The sequence below is a fragment of the Rhodococcus sp. SORGH_AS_0303 genome (genome assembly GCF_030819335.1).
Lineage (GTDB): Bacteria > Actinomycetota > Actinomycetes > Mycobacteriales > Mycobacteriaceae > Rhodococcoides.
Genome location: NZ_JAUTBO010000001.1, coordinates 115,345 through 133,145, shown reverse-complemented (window position 1 = coordinate 133,145; position 17,801 = coordinate 115,345). Strand labels below are relative to the sequence as shown.

At 69.6% G+C, this 17,801-nt stretch carries 7 protein-coding genes; 5 read left to right on the top strand and 2 right to left on the bottom strand.

Features of this window, described 5'->3' with window-relative positions:
* Positions 1–25: 25 nt before the first annotated feature.
* From QE449_RS00635 to QE449_RS00615, 5 genes are all read left to right on the top strand, one after another.
* Positions 26–1,030, top strand: a complete 1,005-nt coding sequence (locus QE449_RS00635) for an LLM class F420-dependent oxidoreductase (protein WP_027507278.1) — start codon at positions 26–28, stop codon at positions 1,028–1,030.
* A 196-nt stretch (positions 1,031–1,226) separates the two neighbouring features.
* Entirely contained in the window at positions 1,227–3,122 is a 1,896-nt protein-coding gene (gene fadD32 / locus QE449_RS00630) for a long-chain-fatty-acid--AMP ligase FadD32 (RefSeq protein WP_027507279.1), read from the top strand.
* A gap of 29 nt (positions 3,123–3,151) precedes the next feature.
* The gene (pks13, locus tag QE449_RS00625; RefSeq protein WP_373428236.1) at positions 3,152–8,320 is read left to right on the top strand and encodes a polyketide synthase Pks13; all 5,169 of its coding nucleotides are present in this window, start codon (positions 3,152–3,154) and stop codon (positions 8,318–8,320) included.
* Entirely contained in the window at positions 8,317–9,858 is a 1,542-nt protein-coding gene (locus QE449_RS00620) for an acyl-CoA carboxylase subunit beta (protein WP_307108000.1), read from the top strand. The genes pks13 and QE449_RS00620 overlap by 4 nt, the downstream gene beginning before the upstream one ends.
* 24 nt (positions 9,859–9,882) lie before the next feature.
* A complete protein-coding gene (locus QE449_RS00615; RefSeq protein ID WP_307107999.1) occupies positions 9,883–11,142 on the top strand; it encodes a lipase family protein in 1,260 nt (419 codons plus the stop codon).
* 10 nt (positions 11,143–11,152) lie between these two features.
* Here the strand turns inward: QE449_RS00615 and QE449_RS00610 are convergent, their stop codons facing one another.
* Together QE449_RS00610 and QE449_RS00605 are read right to left on the bottom strand one after the other, a co-directional pair.
* Complete coding sequence (locus QE449_RS00610) at positions 11,153–14,464, bottom strand: arabinosyltransferase domain-containing protein (protein ID WP_307107998.1); 3,312 nt, start codon at positions 14,462–14,464, stop codon at positions 11,153–11,155.
* Positions 14,465–14,514: 50 nt separating this feature from the next.
* Positions 14,515–17,784, bottom strand: a complete 3,270-nt coding sequence (locus QE449_RS00605) for an arabinosyltransferase domain-containing protein (RefSeq protein WP_373428234.1) — start codon at positions 17,782–17,784, stop codon at positions 14,515–14,517.
* Positions 17,785–17,801: the final 17 nt, after the last annotated feature.

Below are 17,801 nucleotides of genomic sequence, written 5' to 3'. Positions count from 1 at the left end.
CTCGACGCTGCAGGAGAGAAAATTCATGAGTTCTGCCGACGCCGCGGCCACCACTGCGCCACTGCGCACGTTCCGCTTCGCGGCAGGCGGTGAGGGCAACCCGGACGAGGGCGGCGCACGGCGTTTCGTGAAGTTGGCGCAGAAGGCGGAGGAGCTGGGTTTCGACAGCTTCATGATTCCCGACCACCTGGGCAACCAGGTCGGCCCCATCGCCGCGCTCGGCGCGCTGGCCGTCGCCACCGACAAGATCCGCCTCGGGACCGCAGTCCTCGCGAACGGTTTCCGTCACCCGGCGGTGCTGGCGAAGGACGCGACGACCATCGACCAGATCTCCGGCGGACGGCTCGAGCTGGGCATCGGTGCGGGCTGGCTCAAGGAGGAGTACGACAAGGCGGGCATCGCCTACGAGAGCCCCGGTGTGCGCATCGAGAAGCTCGACGAGTCGCTCACCATTCTCGACACCCTGATGCGTGGGCAGGAGTGCCACTTCCAGGGCAAGCACTACCAGGTGAACGGGTTGCAGGGCAGCCCGCGGCCGCGCCAGGGCCCCCGGCCTCCCATCGCCGTGGGCGGCGGCGGCCCGAAGATGCTCGCGATGGCAGCCAAGCACGCCGACATCATCTCCCTGGTCCCCAGCACCACGCGCGAGGGCAAGCTCAAGCTGTCCGAGATCACCATGGAGAAGAGCATCGAGCGTGTCGAGCTCATCCGCGCCGCTGCGGGCGACCGGTTCGCCGACATCGAGCTGAACTGGACCATCACGACCATCCTGATCTCGGACGATCGGGAGCAGACGGCGGAGATGGTCATCGGTGCGCTCGACAACGGCTTCCCGCCCAACATGGAAGTCGACACCCGTCTGACCGTCGAGCAGATCCTGGAGTCGCCGTACATCGCGATCGGGAGCTTCGAGGAGATCGCGGACCAGATCCGGAACGTGCGGGCCCGGACGACGATGTCGTACGTCGGTGTATTCCCGACGCAGATGGACGCCTTCGCTCCGGTCATTCCGCTGCTGGCGGGAGAATGACGGTCGTCGCTCGGCGGGTCTGTACCATGCTTGTGGTTCTCGCTGTCACGATCGGTGAGCGGGACCGGTGAGACTTACCGGTGAGTAAGATGACGACGCTCGAGAACGAGCGCGTGCATCCAGCAGACCGCGCCCACATCAGAACTGGGCGGTGTCGTGTAGCCGGCGGTGTCGCACTGCTTCGGAGGAGAGAATGATGAGTAACTCGTTCGACGATTTCGTCGACGACACCGGCAACATCGTGATCCGCGAGGATCTGACGCTGGTCCGCCACGTCGAGCAGAACGTCGCGGACAACGGCGACGACCTGGCCTACCGCTACGTGGACTACTCGCGGGAGCGCGACGGTGAGGTGCACGAGCTCACCTGGTCGCAGTTCGGTGCCCGTCTGCGCGCCGTGGCCGCGCGCCTGCAGCAGGTGACGTCGCCCGGTGACCGCGTGGCGATCCTCGCTCCGCAGGGCCTCGACTACGTCGTGGCGTTCTTCGGTGCCGTCTACGCGGGCACCATCGCGGTACCGCTCTTCGATCCGGACGAGCCCGGACACAGCGACCGCCTGCACGCCGTGCTCGACGACTGCTCGCCGTCGGCGATCCTCACCGCGACCAACTCGGCCGCCGGTGTACGCCAGTTCTTCCGCGCTCTTCCCGCGGCGCAGCGCCCCCGCATCATCGCGGTCGACGCCATCCCGGACAGCGTCGGCGCCACCTGGACCGAGCCGCCCACCGACATCGACGCGATCGCGTACCTGCAGTACACGTCCGGATCGACCCGCGTGCCGGCCGGTGTGGAGATCACGCACCGCGCCGTCGGCGTCAACGCCCTGCAGATGGTCGACGCGATCGAGCTGAACCACGACTCGCGCGGCGTCACGTGGCTGCCGCTGTTCCACGACATGGGCCTGCTCACCGTGATCCTGCCGGCGCTGGGCGGCAAGTACATCACCATCATGAGCCCGCGTGCCTTCGTGCAGCGGCCGTGGCGATGGATCAAGGAACTCGCCGCCGTGTCCGACGGTGCCGGCACGTTTGCGGCTGCACCGAACTTCGCGTTCGAGCACGCGGCACAGCGCGGCCTGCCGAAGAACGGCGAGTCGCTGGACCTGTCCAACGTCATCGGCCTGATCAACGGCAGCGAGCCGGTCACCACCACGTCGATGAAGAAGTTCAACGACGCGTTCATGCCGTACGGACTGCCGAAGACGGCCATCAAGCCGTCGTACGGCATGGCGGAGGCGACACTGTTCGTCTCCTCCACCAAGCACTCGGACGAGGCCAAGGTCATCCACGTCGACCGCACGGAGCTCAACTCCGGACGTGTCGTCCAGGTCGCCGAGGGAACGCCCAACTCCATTCCGCAGGTGTCGTGCGGCTACGTCGCACGCAGCCAGTGGGCTGCCATCGTCGACGCCGACTCCGCGTCCGAGGTTCCCGACGGGCACGTCGGTGAGATCTGGCTGCACGGCGAGAACATCGGCAAGGGTTACTGGGGTCGGGAGAAGGAGACCTCGGAGACCTTCCACAACAAGCTGGTCTCGCGCCAGACGGAGAACAGCCACGCCGACGGTGCGGCCGAGGGCGCGAACTGGATGCGCACCGGCGATTTCGGTGTCTACGTGGACGGCGAGCTCTACATCACCGGTCGCGTGAAGGACCTGGTCATCGTCGACGGCCGCAATCACTACCCGCAGGACCTCGAGGCATCCGCCCAGGACGCGAGCACGGCGCTGCGCCCCGGTTTCGTGGCGGCCTTCGCCGTGCCCGCGAACCAGCTTCCCGACTTCGTCTTCGAGCACGGCGGCGCCGGACTCACCCGAGACCCGGGTGACTCGTCCGAGCAGCTGGTCATCGTGGCCGAGCGGGCGCCGGGCGCCGGCAAGGCGGATCCGCAGCCCATCGCGGACACCGTGCGTGCGGCGATCTCGACTCGCCACGGCGTGACGGCACGCGACATCCTCCTGGTTCCCGCCGGTTCGATCCCGCGTACGTCCAGCGGCAAGATCGCGCGTCGGGCCTGCAAGGCGGCGTACATCGAGGGCACGCTGCGTGGTGGCTACCAGCAGACGGCGTTCCCCGACAATCCCGAAGACTGATCACCCGACGCGGGTAGTTTGGCGAGCTGATGGCTGAAGAAGAGACAACGACGTCCGCACCGGAGCCGACAGGTGACGCCGGGGCCCCGCAGGCGGGCGACATGACCGTCGCGCAGCTGAGGGACTGGCTCCGCGCCTGGGTCGCCGAGGCCACCGGCAAGGACGTCTCGGAGATCTCCGACGACCGTCCGATGGAGGAGTTCGGTCTCGCGTCCCGCGACGCCGTCGCGCTGAGCGGCGACATCGAGGATCTGGTCGGCGTCACGCTGACGGCCACGGTCGCGTACCAGCACCCCACGATCGCCTCGCTCGCGACACGCATCATCGACGGGGAGCCCGAGTCGGAGAGCGGCACCACCGACGACGCGTTCTACCTGTCCGGCACCACCGACGACAGTCACGACATCGCCGTCGTGGGCGTGTCCACCCGCTTCCCGGGTGCCGGCCACACGCCGGACGAGATGTGGGACATGCTGTCCGGCGGACGCGACGGCATCACCGATCTGCCCGAGGGCCGGTGGTCCGAGTTCCTCGGCGACCGTGCCATCGCCGAGGCGGTGGAGAAGACGGTGACCCGCGGCGGGTACCTCGACGACGTCAAGACGTTCGACGCGGAGTTCTTCGCCATGTCGCCGCGCGAGGCGGCCAACGTCGACCCGCAGCAGCGCCTCGCGCTGGAGCTCACGTGGGAAGCGCTGGAGGACGCGCGGATTCCGGCCAACGAACTCAAGGGCACGCAGGTCGGCGTCTTCATCGGCACGTCGACCAACGACTACCAGATGATCGCCGTCAGCGATCCCGACCCGCACCCCTATGCACTGACCGGCACGTCGACCGCCGTCGTCGCGGGGCGCGTGTCCTACTTCTACGACTTCCGCGGGCCGTCCGTCGCGCTGGACACCGCGTGCTCGTCGTCCCTCGTCGCCGTGCACCAGGCGGTGCGCAGCCTCCGCACCGGTGAGTCGAGCCTGGCCCTGGCCGGCGGCGTGAACATGCTGCTCTCGCCCGCCGCGACGCTCGGATTCGGGCAGACCGGCGTGCTCGCACCCGACGGCCGCATCAAGGCGTTCTCGTCGGACGCCGACGGCATGATCCGCTCGGAGGGCGGCGGCCTGGTGGTGCTCAAGCGTCTCGAGGACGCCGAGCGCGACGGGGACACCGTGCTCGCGGTCATCGCGGGCAGCGCGGTCAACCAGGACGGTCGCTCGAACGGGCTGGCCGCGCCCAACCCGGACGCCCAGGCCGACGTCCTGCGGACCGCCTACCGCGACGCCCGCATCGTGCCCACCACCGTCGACTACATCGAGGCGCACGGCACCGGCACCATCCTCGGCGACCCCATCGAGGCCGATGCACTGGGTCGCGTCGTCGGCCGCGGACGCGACGCGGACAAGCCCGCGCTGCTCGGTTCCGCGAAGACGAACTTCGGCCACCTCGAGAGTGCCGCGGGCGCCGCGGGGCTCATCAAGGTGATCCTCGCGATGCGCGAGAACCAGGTGCCGCCGTCCCTGAACTACGCCGGACCCAACCCCTACATTCCGTTCGACGCGGCCAGGCTCCGCGTCGTCGACACCGCGACGGACTGGCCCCGGTACTCCGGCACCGCCATCGCCGGTGTCTCCGGCTTCGGTTTCGGCGGCACCAACGCGCACGTCGTGGTCCGCGAGTACGTTCCCGCCGCGTCGGCGCCGAGCGTTGCCGGCGCACCCGAGTTCGATTCGCCGGAGTTCGATTCGACAGCGGTCGATCCGGAAGCGCTGATCGGGGAGCCCGTGGGCGTTCCCGAGGAGACGCCGGCGGACATCGAGCGGGTACTCGCGGGTGTGTCGGCGTCTCCGGCCGAGTCCGAGGAGGCGCCGGAGCCGGGACCCGTTCTCCTCGCCGTGTCGGCGAGCATGCCGTCGCGCCGTCGTCGTGCGGCATCGGATCTGGCCGACTGGATCGAGTCCGAGGTCGGCAGCACCACGGACCTCGAGGCTCTCGGTCGGTCCCTCGCCCGTCGTAATCACGGGCGCTCCCGCGCCGTCGTGCTCGCCACGACGCGTGCCGAGGCCGTCGCCGGACTGCGCGCCGTCGCCGACAACAAGCCGGGCCCCGGCGTGTTCTCCGCCGACGCGCCCGCGTCCAACGGCCCGGTGTGGGTGTTCTCCGGCTTCGGTGCGCAGCACCGCACGATGGCGAAGGACTTCTACGCGTCCGAGCCGCTGTTCGCCGCGGCGCTCGATCGCGTCGACGCCCTCATCGAGGACGAGTCCGGGTACTCGATCCGGGCGATCGTCTCGGACGACTCGCTCACGTACGACTTCGAGAACTCGCAGGTCGGGATCTTCGCGATCCAGGTGGCGCTCGTCGAGACCCTGCGTGCGTACGGCGCTGCGCCGACCGCGGTGGTGGGCCACTCGATGGGTGAGGTCGCCGCCGCGTACGCCGCCGGTGGTCTGAACCTCGAGGACGCGGTGCGCATCATTGTGGCGCGTTCGCGACTGCTCGGCGAGGGCCAGGAAGGTCTCGGCGACGCCGAGGCCGGCGCGATGGCGCTGGTGGAGTTCTCCGCGCAGGAGGTCGCCGACCTCACCGATCGCTTCCCCGGGGTGGAGCCCAGCGTGTACGCAGCGCCGACGCACACGACCGTGGGCGGACCGGCCGAGCCGGTGCGACAGCTGGTCGAGTACGCCGAGTCGCTCGGCAAGATGGGCCGCATCCTCGACGTGAAGGGCGCCGGACACACCTCGGCCGTCGATCCGTTGCTGGGCGAGCTCGCGGCCGAACTGATGGGCATCGAGCCCACCCCACTCGCCGTGTCGGTGTTCTCGTCGGTGGACAGGGAAGCGTTCTACCGCGCGGGTCACGAGCCGATCCACGGTGTCGAGTACTGGACCAAGGGCATGCGCCATCCCGTCTGGTTCACCCAGGCGGTCAAGCTGGCCGTGGATGCCGGCTACACCACCTTCGTGGAGTTGTCGCCCAATCCGGTGGCGCTGATGTCCGTGGCCGCCACGGCCTGGGCGACGGGTGTCCCGGACGCGACGCTGATCGCGACGCTCAAGCGCAAGGAGAGCGAGCCCGCGACGTTCCTCGCCGCACTCGCCGACCTCTACGTGCACGGCCATGCCGTGACGCTGTCGAGTCTGTTCGGACCCGGCGAGTACGCGAAACCGCCACGCACCGCCTTCGTGCGCAAACACCACTGGATCGACGCCGCGGTGCATCTGGGCAGCGGCAGCGCCGGGGGCGCGCGAGTCGCGTTGCCCGACGGCCGCGTCGTCTGGGAGACACCGGTGGCCGGTGTGTCCGCCATCGGCGATCTGGTGTCGACACTCGCCGGCGAGGTGCTGGGCGACGTGACGGTCGGCGCCGTGGTCACGCAGCGCCCCGTGCCCACCACCGGTTCGCTCACCACCACGCTCACCCCGCATCCGGGCGGTGCGTCCCTCCAGGTGCACTGGAACGACGGCACCCTCTTCGTGCCGGTCGCCGACGCCGTGGTCACCGCGGCGGGCGGTGTCGGATCACTGGCTCCCGCAGGCGATTCCGCCGCGGCGGCTCCGTTCGTGGAGGAGGAACCCGAGGTCGTCGACGACTTCGGCGATCGCTGGATCCCGAACGGGACCCAGACGATGGAGGATCGTCTCGCGATCATCGTCGCCGAGTCGATGGGGTACGCGCCGGAGGATCTGCCGGCCGAGATCCCGTTGATCGAACTGGGTCTCGACTCACTGATGGCCGTGCGCATCAAGAACCGCGTGGAGTTCGAGTTCGACATCCCCCAGGTGCAGTTGCAGGCCGTGCGCGACGCCAGCCTGCGTGAGGTGGAGAAGTACCTCCGCTACGCGCTGGACAATCGCGAGGAGGTCGCGGCGCTCGCCGAGCAGCAGGAACGCGAGCGCACGGCCGAGCAGGCCGCCGATCAGACGCCCGAGCAGGAACCCCCTGTCGCACAGCCGGATCCGGTGATCGCCGAGCCCGAGACGGCGGTCGACGAGACCGTACCGGGATCCGACAGCGGGCAGGCGGGCCCGACCACGGCGACGGCGTTCGAGGCGCCCGTGTCCGACGCGGTGACCGACGTGGGCGACGCACAGTCGTTCGCGGAGGCGACCGGGACGGACGTCGCACCGCGTGACGCCGCGGAGCGCCTCACCTTTGCGACGTGGGCCGTGGTGACGGGGCAGTCCGCCAAAGGTATCTTCAATCCCCTTCCCGTGCTGGATGATCCGACGGCCGAGAAGCTCGCGGAGCGTCTGAGTGAGCGGTCGAAGGGCGAGATCACGTTCGACGACATCCTCGACTCGGAGACGATCGAGCAGCTCGCCGACGTGGTGCGGCCGTTCCTCGAGTCGGGCGACGTCACCGGACTGGTGCGCACGCTGCGCGCTCGCCCGGAGGGCTCCACCGCGGTGCCGGTGTTCGTCTTCCATCCCGCGGGCAGTTCGTGCGTCGTGTACGAGCCGCTGCTCAAGCGACTCCCGGCGGACACGCCGATGTACGGCTTCGAGCGCACGGAGGGACCGATCGAGGATCGCGCCCGCGAGTATCTGCCCCTGCTCCGGGAGATCCAGGGCGACGGGCCGTACGTGCTGATGGGCTGGTCCCTCGGCGGTGTGCTCTCGTACGCCGTCGCGACGATGCTCCGCGAGGAGGGCGCCGACGTGCGCAACGTCGGGCTCATCGACACCGTCATGCCGTACGAGCCGATCCCGGACACCCCGGAGGAGATCGAGCTCCGCTGGAAGCGCTACGCGCAGGTGGGCAAGAAGCTCTACAACGTCGACTACCCGCTGCCGTACGAGAAGCTGGCACAGGCCGACGACGACGGCCAGATCAAGATCATCATGGACATGGTCAAGATGAGCAGCGCCAAGATCCCCAGCGGCATCATCGAGCACCAGCGCACGTCCTGGTTGGACAACCGCGCGATCCAGACCGCCCGGCCCCAGCACTACGACGGGGACGTCACGCTCTACATGGCGGACAAGTACCACGACGACGCCATCGCGCTCGAGCCTCGGCTCGGCAAGCGGGAGCCCCACGGCGGCTGGGCGCCGTTCGCACCGAATCTGGACATCGTGCACATCGGCGGTGACCACCTCGCGGTGATCGACGAGCCGTACATCCGCGCGATCGCCGCGGATCTGACGGGCAAGATGCGAGACATTTCGGCGTCGATCACGCCGGAGGGAAGCGAGTCGCACACGTGAGCACCACTGCCGCCAAGCTGGCCGAACTGCGCGAGAAGTTGGAGGTGGCGCGGGAACCCGCAGGGGACGTCGCCATCGCCAAGCGCGCGAAGAAGGGCATTCCGAGTGCGCGCGAGCGCATCGACATGCTGCTCGATCCGGGTTCCTTCGTCGAGATCGGCGCCCTCGTCCGCGCGCCCGGCAACCAGGACTCGCTGTACGGCGACGGCGTGGTCACCGGCCACGGCACGGTCGACGGCCGACCGATCGCCGTGTTCTCGCACGACCAGACCGTGTTCGGCGGCACCGTCGGCGAGATGTTCGGCCGCAAGGTCGCGCTCATCATGGAGTTCGCGGCGGACGTCGGTTGCCCGTGCGTCGGTATCAACGACTCGGGCGGCGCGCGTGTGCAGGACGCCGTCACGTCGCTGGCCTGGTACGCGGAGCTCGGTCGTCGGCAGGAACCGTTGTCCGGCATGTGCCCGCAGATCTCGGTGATCCTGGGCAAGTGCGCCGGCGGCGCCGTGTACGCGCCGATCAACACCGACATCATCGTGGCCACCGAAGAGGCCTACATGTTCGTCACCGGCCCGGACGTCATCAAGTCCGTCACCGGCGAGGACGTCAGCCTCCACGATCTCGGGAGTGCCCGGAAGCAGGCCGAGTACGGCAACGTGCACCACGTGGCTCAGGACGAGAAGGCAGCGTTCGAGTGGGTGCGCAAGTACCTGTCGTACCTGCCGTCGAACTGCCACGAGCAGCCGCCGGTCATCAACCCCGGTCTCGAGCCGACCATCACGGACGACGATCGTTCGCTGGACACCTTCATGCCGGACTCGGACAACGCCGGGTACGACATGCACGAGATCCTGCTGCGGATCTTCGACGACGGTGACTTCCACGAACTCACCGCACAGACCGCGTCCAACATCATCGTCGGGTTCGCCCGCGTCGACGGTCGTCCGGTGGGAGTGGTGGCCAACCAGCCGATGCACCTCAGCGGCGCGTTGGACGCGGCGAGCAGCGACAAGGCGTCTCATTTCATCAACATCTGCAACGCCTTCGAGATCCCGCTCGTGTTGGTCACGGACACACCGGGATTCCTGCCGGGGCTCGAGCAGGAGAAGATCGGCGTCATCAAGCGCGGTGGCCGGTTCATCTTCTCGTACGTGTGCGCATCGGTCCCCAAGGTCACCATCGTGATCCGCAAGTCGTACGGCGGCGGATACGCGGTGATGGGGTCGAAGCAGCTCGGCGCCGACATCAACTTCGCCTGGCCCACAGCACGTATCGCGGTGATGGGCGCGGAGGGTGCGGTGTCGATCATGGCGCGCAAGCAGCTGGCCGAGGCGGGCGACAACGCTCCGGCGATCCGTCAGGGATTCATCGACTTCTACAACGAGCACGTGGCGACGCCGTGGGTGGCCGCCGAGCGCGGTTACATCGACGCCGTGATCGAGCCGTCCACCACGCGTCTCGAGATCCGCAAGGCCCTGCGCATCCTGCGCGACAAGGCGAAGGAACCGCGACCGAGAAAGCAGCATCTGTTCCCGATCTAGTTCCGCCGGGGCTATCGTGCTGCCATGAGACGGACCGTGGTCGTCCTGGCCTGCGTCGGAGCGGTCGTGGTGCTGGTGGTGGCCGCGGTGGTGGCGGTGGTGATCACGCGGTCGTCCACGACGTCTCGCGTCGATGCGCGGTTCCAGGAGTCGATCGCGTCGTTCTACGAGTCACCGGACACGCCTGCCGCGCCGGGTGAGCTGATCCGCATCGAGCCGATCGACGATCTGGACGTGCCCGGCGGCACGGCCTACCGGATGCTCTACGGCACCCAGCGTCCCGACGGGTCGCCCGCCGTCTCGTCCGGAATGCTCATCGTGCCGACGGCACCGGCGCCGCCGGGTGGTCGTCCGGTTCTGGCGTGGTCTCACGGCACGCTCGGCTTCGGAGACGAGTGCACCCCGTCGCGGCGGTACCACCCGACGATGGACACCCTGGACTTCACGAATTGGTTGCCGTCCGTGATGGAGCGCGGGTGGGTCGTCGCGGCGACCGACTACACGGGCCTCGGCACCGCCGGTGACACCTACTATCTGATCGCCCGCAGCGAGGCGCAGGACGTTCTGAACTCGGTGCGTGCGGCGCGCGATCACGCTCCGGCGCAAGCGAGTTCGGTGTACGCCACGTTCGGGCACTCGCAAGGCGGTCACGCGGCGATCGGCACGGCGATGTTCGCCGGCTACGCGCCCGAGCTCCGGTCGGTGGGCGCGGCGGCGGCAGCGCCCGCGGCGCTGCTGGGTCCGCTGTTCTCCGAACAATGGAACACGTTCGTGGCGTGGGGGATCGGGCCCAGCGTCGCGGTCTCGTGGCCGGTCGTGTATCCCGACCTGCCGCTCGAGGGGGTGCTCGGCGACGCGGCGATGTCGCGCTACCGGTCGCTGGCCGACGGGTGCATCACGGACGAACTGCCCGAACTGTTGCTCGAGCGCGCCGAGGGGGAGCAGTTCTTCGACTCCGACCCCATGCAGAACCCGGACTGGGCTGCCGCCGCAGCGGATCAGGCCATCGACCTCTCGCGCGTCGACGTACCCCTCTTCGTCGTCCAGAGCCTCGCCGACACGGTCGTCCTCCCGAACACGACGGCGCTGCTGGCCCGGACGGCCTGCTCCGCACCGTCTCCCGAGTCCGACGTCGCCTGGATCGGCCAGGTGGCACACCAGGACACGGCGAAGGTCGGCGGGCTGGTGGCGGTCGACTGGTTGCAGGACCGCTTCGACGGCGTCCCCGCGCCGAACTCGTGCTCACACCCGTCGCCGATCGCGCCGGCGGATCCCACAGGGTGACGAACGCTGTCTAGTAGACCCGCAGCGTCCCCGGCGACCACAGCCCGCTCCGGGTCTGCTCGGTGACCTCGACGGTCGCTGCGGACGCGCTCGGATCGAACCTGTCGTAGCGCTCGAGCGAACCCCAGTCGCGTCCCCAGTCGTGGTTCAGGTACGTCGGGACGGTGGTGGGTGTCGCCAGCATCTCGGTGAAGCCCAGCGGGCCACCGTTCTCCGCGGCCTGCCACGTGTCGGTGGACGAGACCGCCAACCCGCGATCGGGCAGGATGCGGAAGTTCGGCACCTCGGCGACGCCGTCGAGATGGTCGAACGGACGCTGGCACGGGAACTGCAGCCCCACGGCCCAGTCCAGCAGGACGGGCTGCGTCGTGCCTATCTCCTCCTGCAGCGGGACGACCACGGGCACGCGGGGCGGCGTGAAGGCCAGCCACTGGTCACCGGTGAGGTTGGGATCGTTGGCGACCACACGCACGGCATCCGCATCGGGGGAGAGCTCGTCGAGCGGGATGCGCAGGTTGCGCCACGACGGTGCCGGGCCGATGTCCTTGGGGAGGTAGTCGCCCTGGACCTGCACCGAGCCGTCCGGCTGCCGGACGCCGTACTCGACGCGGAGCGACTGACCGTACGTGTTCTCGCCGGTCTCCTGGTTCTCGGACCAGATGCGGCCGGCCGCACTGACCACCACCAGGGGCGCGTCGTCACTGCGCGCGGGGAGGCCGTACCAGCTCGACGTCGCGTAGGCCGGTGTCTGCACCCCGGTCTGGTACGAGCCGAGGACCGGTGTCGTGGCGGGGTCGAGCCCGAAGGGCAGGCGCGCGGTGGAGCCGTTGACGCCGGCGGCGCCGACACCACCCGCGGTACCGGAGGACTGGCCCTCCTCGAAGGACGCGCCCACAGACTGCTGGTCGGTGTTGCCCTGTCCGGGCTTGACCTCCACGGCGTCGGCACTGAGGTCGGTGGGGATGCCGTTGGGTGTGAAGCCGACGGGCTCGGCGCCGCCCAGTGGGCCCGTGGCAGTGTCCACCGGTCCCGGAAGTGGCGACAGCACACCGGCGTTCGGGTCGGACTCCACGAGGACGTCCCCGGCCAGTCCGCAGCTGTTGCCGGCCAACGCCTGCACGTTGGAGCGACCGAGCGAGTAGGCGGGGTACTGCGAGACGGCACCCTTGAGGAGCGAGAGGATCTCGAACAGGACGAGCAACCCGGCCACCACGGTGAGCGGCGCGGCCGCGAACTTGCGGATGCGCCGCCCGCGTTCGGTTCCGGGCTTCGGTTGCGGCGCAGCGAATCCCTCGCGGAGATAGTGCCATGCCGCGAGTCCGACGGCGGCGAAGAACAGGATCAGCAGCACGGTGTTGGACTGGATCCCCTTGACCGAGACCACCTTGTCGAACCACGGCACGCCGTAACTCGAGACGTACCAGTACCCGTTGATGCCCGAGAACGACAGTGCGAGAACGAAGGCGAGACCGACGACGAAGACGGTGCGGTTGCGCCGCGACCGCAGTGCACTGGCCGAGACCGCGACGGCGGTGAGCGCCGCGAGCGAACCGGCGATGCCGGCGTACACCCCGAAGTGGTGGGTCCACTTCGTCGGGTTGAACATCATGAAGAAGATGGTGCCGAAGACGACACCGATGAGACGCCACGCCGGACCGGACGGGACGCCCGGGATCCGCTTGCGACGCAGCAGGACGAACACCGTGGTGAAGAGGCACAGCAGCATGGTCAGGAAGGCGAAGCGGCGGGCGACCGATCCGTCGACCGTCTGGACGAAGAGGTAGTAGTACCGCAGGAAGTCGTTGTACCAGGGCAGGTTCGGACCGATGAGCGTGCGCACACGCGTCGACTCCTGGACCGCCGCGAAGGTCTGGTCCCCGTAGACGACGATGAGGACCAGCACGCCGGCACTGGCGATGGGTGCCAGCAGCGGCAGCGTCCCGACCATGCGGTGCCGTTTGACGACGATGCGCACCAGCGGCCGGATGCCCGTCAGGATCGCGGCGACACACATGAGGCCGGTGGGTGCGGCGGCGAGGGTGAAGGCGCCGATCAGCGCTGCCATGGCGGCGGGGAGCAGCCGTCCGGTCGCGATGGCGCGCTCGACGGAGCACCACGTGAGCAGGGCGCCGAGGGCCACGACGGGCTCGGGACGCAGCCCGTTGTTGTACGGCAGCCAGAAGGCGAGGAAGACCAGTCCGCCGGTCCAGACGGCGACCGAGTTGACGCGCACCGCGCGCCCGAGGCGCGGGACCACCTCGCGGCTGATGACCAGCCAGCACAGGATGCCGGCGATCAGCGCGGGCAGGCGCATCCAGGGGCTCGCCGTCGAGATCTTGGCGAACGCGGCCAGCACGTCGTAGTACCAGCCGAAGGGCGCCTCGGGGACACCGAACCAGCGGAAGTAGTTGGCCATGTAGCCGGCGTTCTCGGAGACGCGGGCCATGGTGAGCAGGTACCCGTCGTCCGCGGTGTTGGCGCCGAAGAAGTGCCAGCCGGCGAGTGCGCCGACCACCACCGCGTCGATACCGGTGACCTTCCACCAGTGCGCGGGGAAGAAGCGGCGGTGGGTGCGGCCGTCGACACCGTCGAGCCTGGCCAGCGCGCTCAGTGCGAGCGCCGTGCAGGCGATGGCGGCGGCCATGGCGAGCAGCTTGAGCACGGTGGGCGACGACGAGAAACGGGAGTCGACGGCGATCGACACGTCGAGGCCCGGGTACTGCTCGGCGCTGCCGGCGAGGTCGGAGTAGACGCCGACCACCTGGGGCCGCAGGTCGCCGCCGAGCTGACCCGCGCGGGGATTGCCCTGTGCGTCCACGAGCCCGTCGAACGACGCGGACGTGGCATCGATGGTCGACTCGAAGGTGATCGCCCCGCACGCGGCCGACTGCACCTCGGAGCGCGGGGCGGAGGCGATCACGACGTTGCGGTCGAGGACGTCGACCGTGTTCTCGCCGACGCGGACGAACATCGCGTTCAGCGCGGCGCCCTCGCCCTGCGGCGGCGCGGTGGAGAGGAGGATGCCGCCCGCGGCCGGCACGTCCGCGACGGCGCTGCAGGGGATGGAGACCGATATCGAGACCGGCACCTGGGACATCAGGGGTGCATCGACACTGTCGACGGTGCCGTCCTGCGGCCACTGGACGACGGCGTCGTCCTGCGTGACTGGAAGGAACGGGGTCAGAATCGCGAAGAGAACACCGAGAACCCCCGCCACCATCGCCACGAGGCGGGTGGTGCGGTACTGCTGTCGGACGTCCACCGAGCGATCCGGGCCGGCAGGTGTCGGCGCGGTCGGCGAAGAGGTGAGGGCGTCGGGCACGGCTCCCGATGTTATGCGACCGTGATCCGGTTGCTGCACTCGCTGGTTACTTACTGGTACTTGATGTGTCCGGGCGACCAGATGCCCGAACGCGACGACGTGGTCACGTCGGGTTCGACGGCTACCGCGTCCGGGTCGAGGGGCAGATAGCGCTCGAGGGATCCCCAGTCGCGACCGAGGTCGTCCGCCAGGTAGGTCGGTACCGTCTCCGCGCGCAGGACCAGTCCGGTCCAGCCCAGAGGGCCGCCGCCGACGGAGTCCTGCCAGGCGTTGGTCGACTCGGCCCCGTTGCGGTCGGGCAGGATGCGCCACTCCGGCAGTTCGGCGACTCCGTAGCGGTGGTCGAACGGCCGCTGGCACGGGAACGCGAGTCCGACGGACCAGTCCAGCAGCACCGGGTCGGTGGACCCGACGACGTCGTTGAGAACGTTGGTCCGCGGTGCGCGCGGCGGGGTGACGGCGAGCCACTGGTCGCCCGCCAGATCCTCGTCGGAGGCGACGAGTCGCACAGCGTTCGCGGTCGGCGGGACCTGGTCGAGGGGGACCCGCAGGTTGCGCCACGACGGTTGCGGGCCGATGTCGATGGGCGCGACGCGTCCGAGGATCTCCTCGGCACCGTCCGCCCCGACCGTGGCGTACTCAACCTCGAGGCTCTGCCCCGGGGTGACGATGCCGTCGGTGTCGACCGAGCGGATACGACCCGCGGCGGTGACGGACAGGAAGTCTCGCTGCGCGGCGTCGGGCAGCGCGTACCAGCCGGACGTGAGGCTCGCCGGTGCGGCGTCACCGGAGCCGAAGCTGCCGAGCACCGGCGTGGTCGCGGGGTCCAGCCCGAACGGCAGCGCGATCCGCGAGCCGTTGACGCCGGTGCCGGCGGTGGTGCCGCCCCCGGTGCCCGCGCTGTTCGCGGTGGCCTGCTGATCGGTGTCCGAGGGGTCGACCGAGTTGGCTCCGCCTGTCGCACCCGAGCTCTCGCGATCGGCGCTCAGATCGCCGGCGACGCCGTTCGGGGTGAAGCCGACGCTGGCGGTCCCGGCGAGCGGGTCGGCGCCCGGCTCGGGGTTCAGCGGCTGGAGCATCGAGGCGTTCGGATCGGTCTCCACCAGGACGTCGCGTGCCAGGCCACACGATTGACCGAGGATCGAGTTCACGTTGGACCGGGCCACCGAGTACGCGGGGTACTGCGACACCGCGCCCTTCAGCAGGGACAACACCTCGAACAGCACCACGAGGCCGGCCACGACGGTGAGCGAGGCCCCGCTGAAACGCCGGGTCCGCGCCGGCTGGGCGCCGACGTAGGGAGCGCGGAAGTGTTGCCATGCGGCGTACGCCAGCGTCAGCACGGTGAGCCCGAGCAGCAGCGTCGCGAAGCCTTTGCCGGCGATGGACGGGGGCTTGTCGAACCACGGCACGCCGTAGCTCGAGACGTACCACCACCCGTTGGACCCGGTGAACGCCAGCGCGGTGAGGAACAGGACGGCGGCCGTGAACAGAGTCCGGTTGCGCGGTGAACGCTCCGTCGCCGACATCACGGCGATGGCGGCGAGCGCGGCGAGAGACCCTGCGAGCCCGGCGTAGACGCCGAAGTGGTGCGTCCACTTGGTCGGCGTGAACATCATGAGGGCGAGGGCTCCGGCGACGATGCCGAGGATGCGGCGGGACGGACCGGTCGACGTTCCCGGGATCCGGCCGCCGCGACGCAGCATCACGACGAGACAGGTCACGAGGCACAGCAGCATCGCGAAGACGGCGAAGCGGCGGGCGAGCGATCCGTCGGGCGAGATGTTGAGCAGAGCGTCCCAGCGGTACCGCTCGTCGAACCACTTCACGTTGGGTCCGACCGCGGATCGGACACGGGTGGCCTCGAGGACGGAGGCGACGGTCTGGTCGGCGAACACGGCGAACAGCACCACGGTGCCCGCCGCGAGGATCGGGGCCAGCAGCGCGGGCAGTCCGACGGCGTGGCGCCGACGGACGACGATCTGGATGACCGGGCGCGCGCCGGCCAGCAGCGCGGCGATCGCGATGAGGCCGGTGGGTCCGGCAGCGAGGGAGAAGGCGGCGATCACCACGGCCACGGCCGCGGGCAGCAGGCGCCCGGTGGAGATCGCGCGCTCGATGGAGCACCAGGTGAGCAGAGCGCCGAGCGCGATGATCGGCTCGGGACGCAGGCCGTTGTCGTAGGGCAGCCAGAAGGCCAGGAAGACCAGACCGGCCGTCCACACGGCCACCGGTCGGGTGCGCACCGCGCGACCGAGGCGCGGGATGACCTCCCGAGAGATGACGAGCCAGCACAGGACGGCCGCGATCAGCGCGGGCAGGCGCATCCACGGGCTGGCGGTCGACACCTTGGCCAGTGCGGCCAGCATGTCGTAGTACGGCATGCCGAAGGGCGCCTCGGGCACGCCGAACCACCGGTAGTAGTTGGCCATGTATCCCGAGTGCTCGGAGACCCGCGCCATGTTGAGCAGATATCCGTCGTCCGAGGTGTTGGCGCCGATGACGTGCCACAGCAGCAGCGTCCCCACGACCACGGCATCCACGCCGGTGACCCGGAGCCAGTGCCGGGGGAAGAACCGACGTGCGCGCCGGCCGTCGGCGTCGTCGAGCCGGTGCAGTGCGACCAGCGACGCGACGACCAGGAGCGACCCCAGCACGATCGCGAGCAGTTTCAGCGTCGACGGTGATGAGGAGAACCGGGAGTCCACGTCGATGCGTACCGACATGTCGGCCGGTGCGGATCCGGTCAGGTCGCTGAACACCCCGACGGTCTGGGGGCGCACGTCGCCCGGGGCCGTGCCGGTGAGATCGCCGACCGCCGCGGTGGTGCTCTCCGGCGTCGAGGTGAGAGTGAGTGCATCGCAGCCGGCCACGGTGTCCGCGGGCACCGAGAGCAGCAGTTGGTCGCGCAGCACGACGGTGACGTCGCCGGCGTCGGTCCGTGTGACCACGAGGCCCACGCGCCGGGCATCCGGTGACTGCGGCGCGACGGTGGACAGCACCAGGCTGCCCGGCGCGGCGTCGGCGAGAACGGAACACGGGACGGTGGCCGACAGCGAGAGCGGGTTGTACGAGACGAGGGGCGTCTCGACGCTGGTGAACGAGCCGTCCTGCGGCCAGGTGACGGACGCGGCGTCCTGCTCGACGGGCAGGAGCGGAGTGAGGATCGCCAGAAGTGTGCCGAGCAGACCCGTGACGATCGCGACGATGCGCGTGGTGGCGAACTGTCCCGACCGGCCTCCGGCCTTCCCGAAGGCGAATCGACTCGGTCTCGACGCCGGGGCCGGTGGTTCGGTCGTCGTCTCGGCGGTTGTCGGCACGCCACGATGCTAGGCGA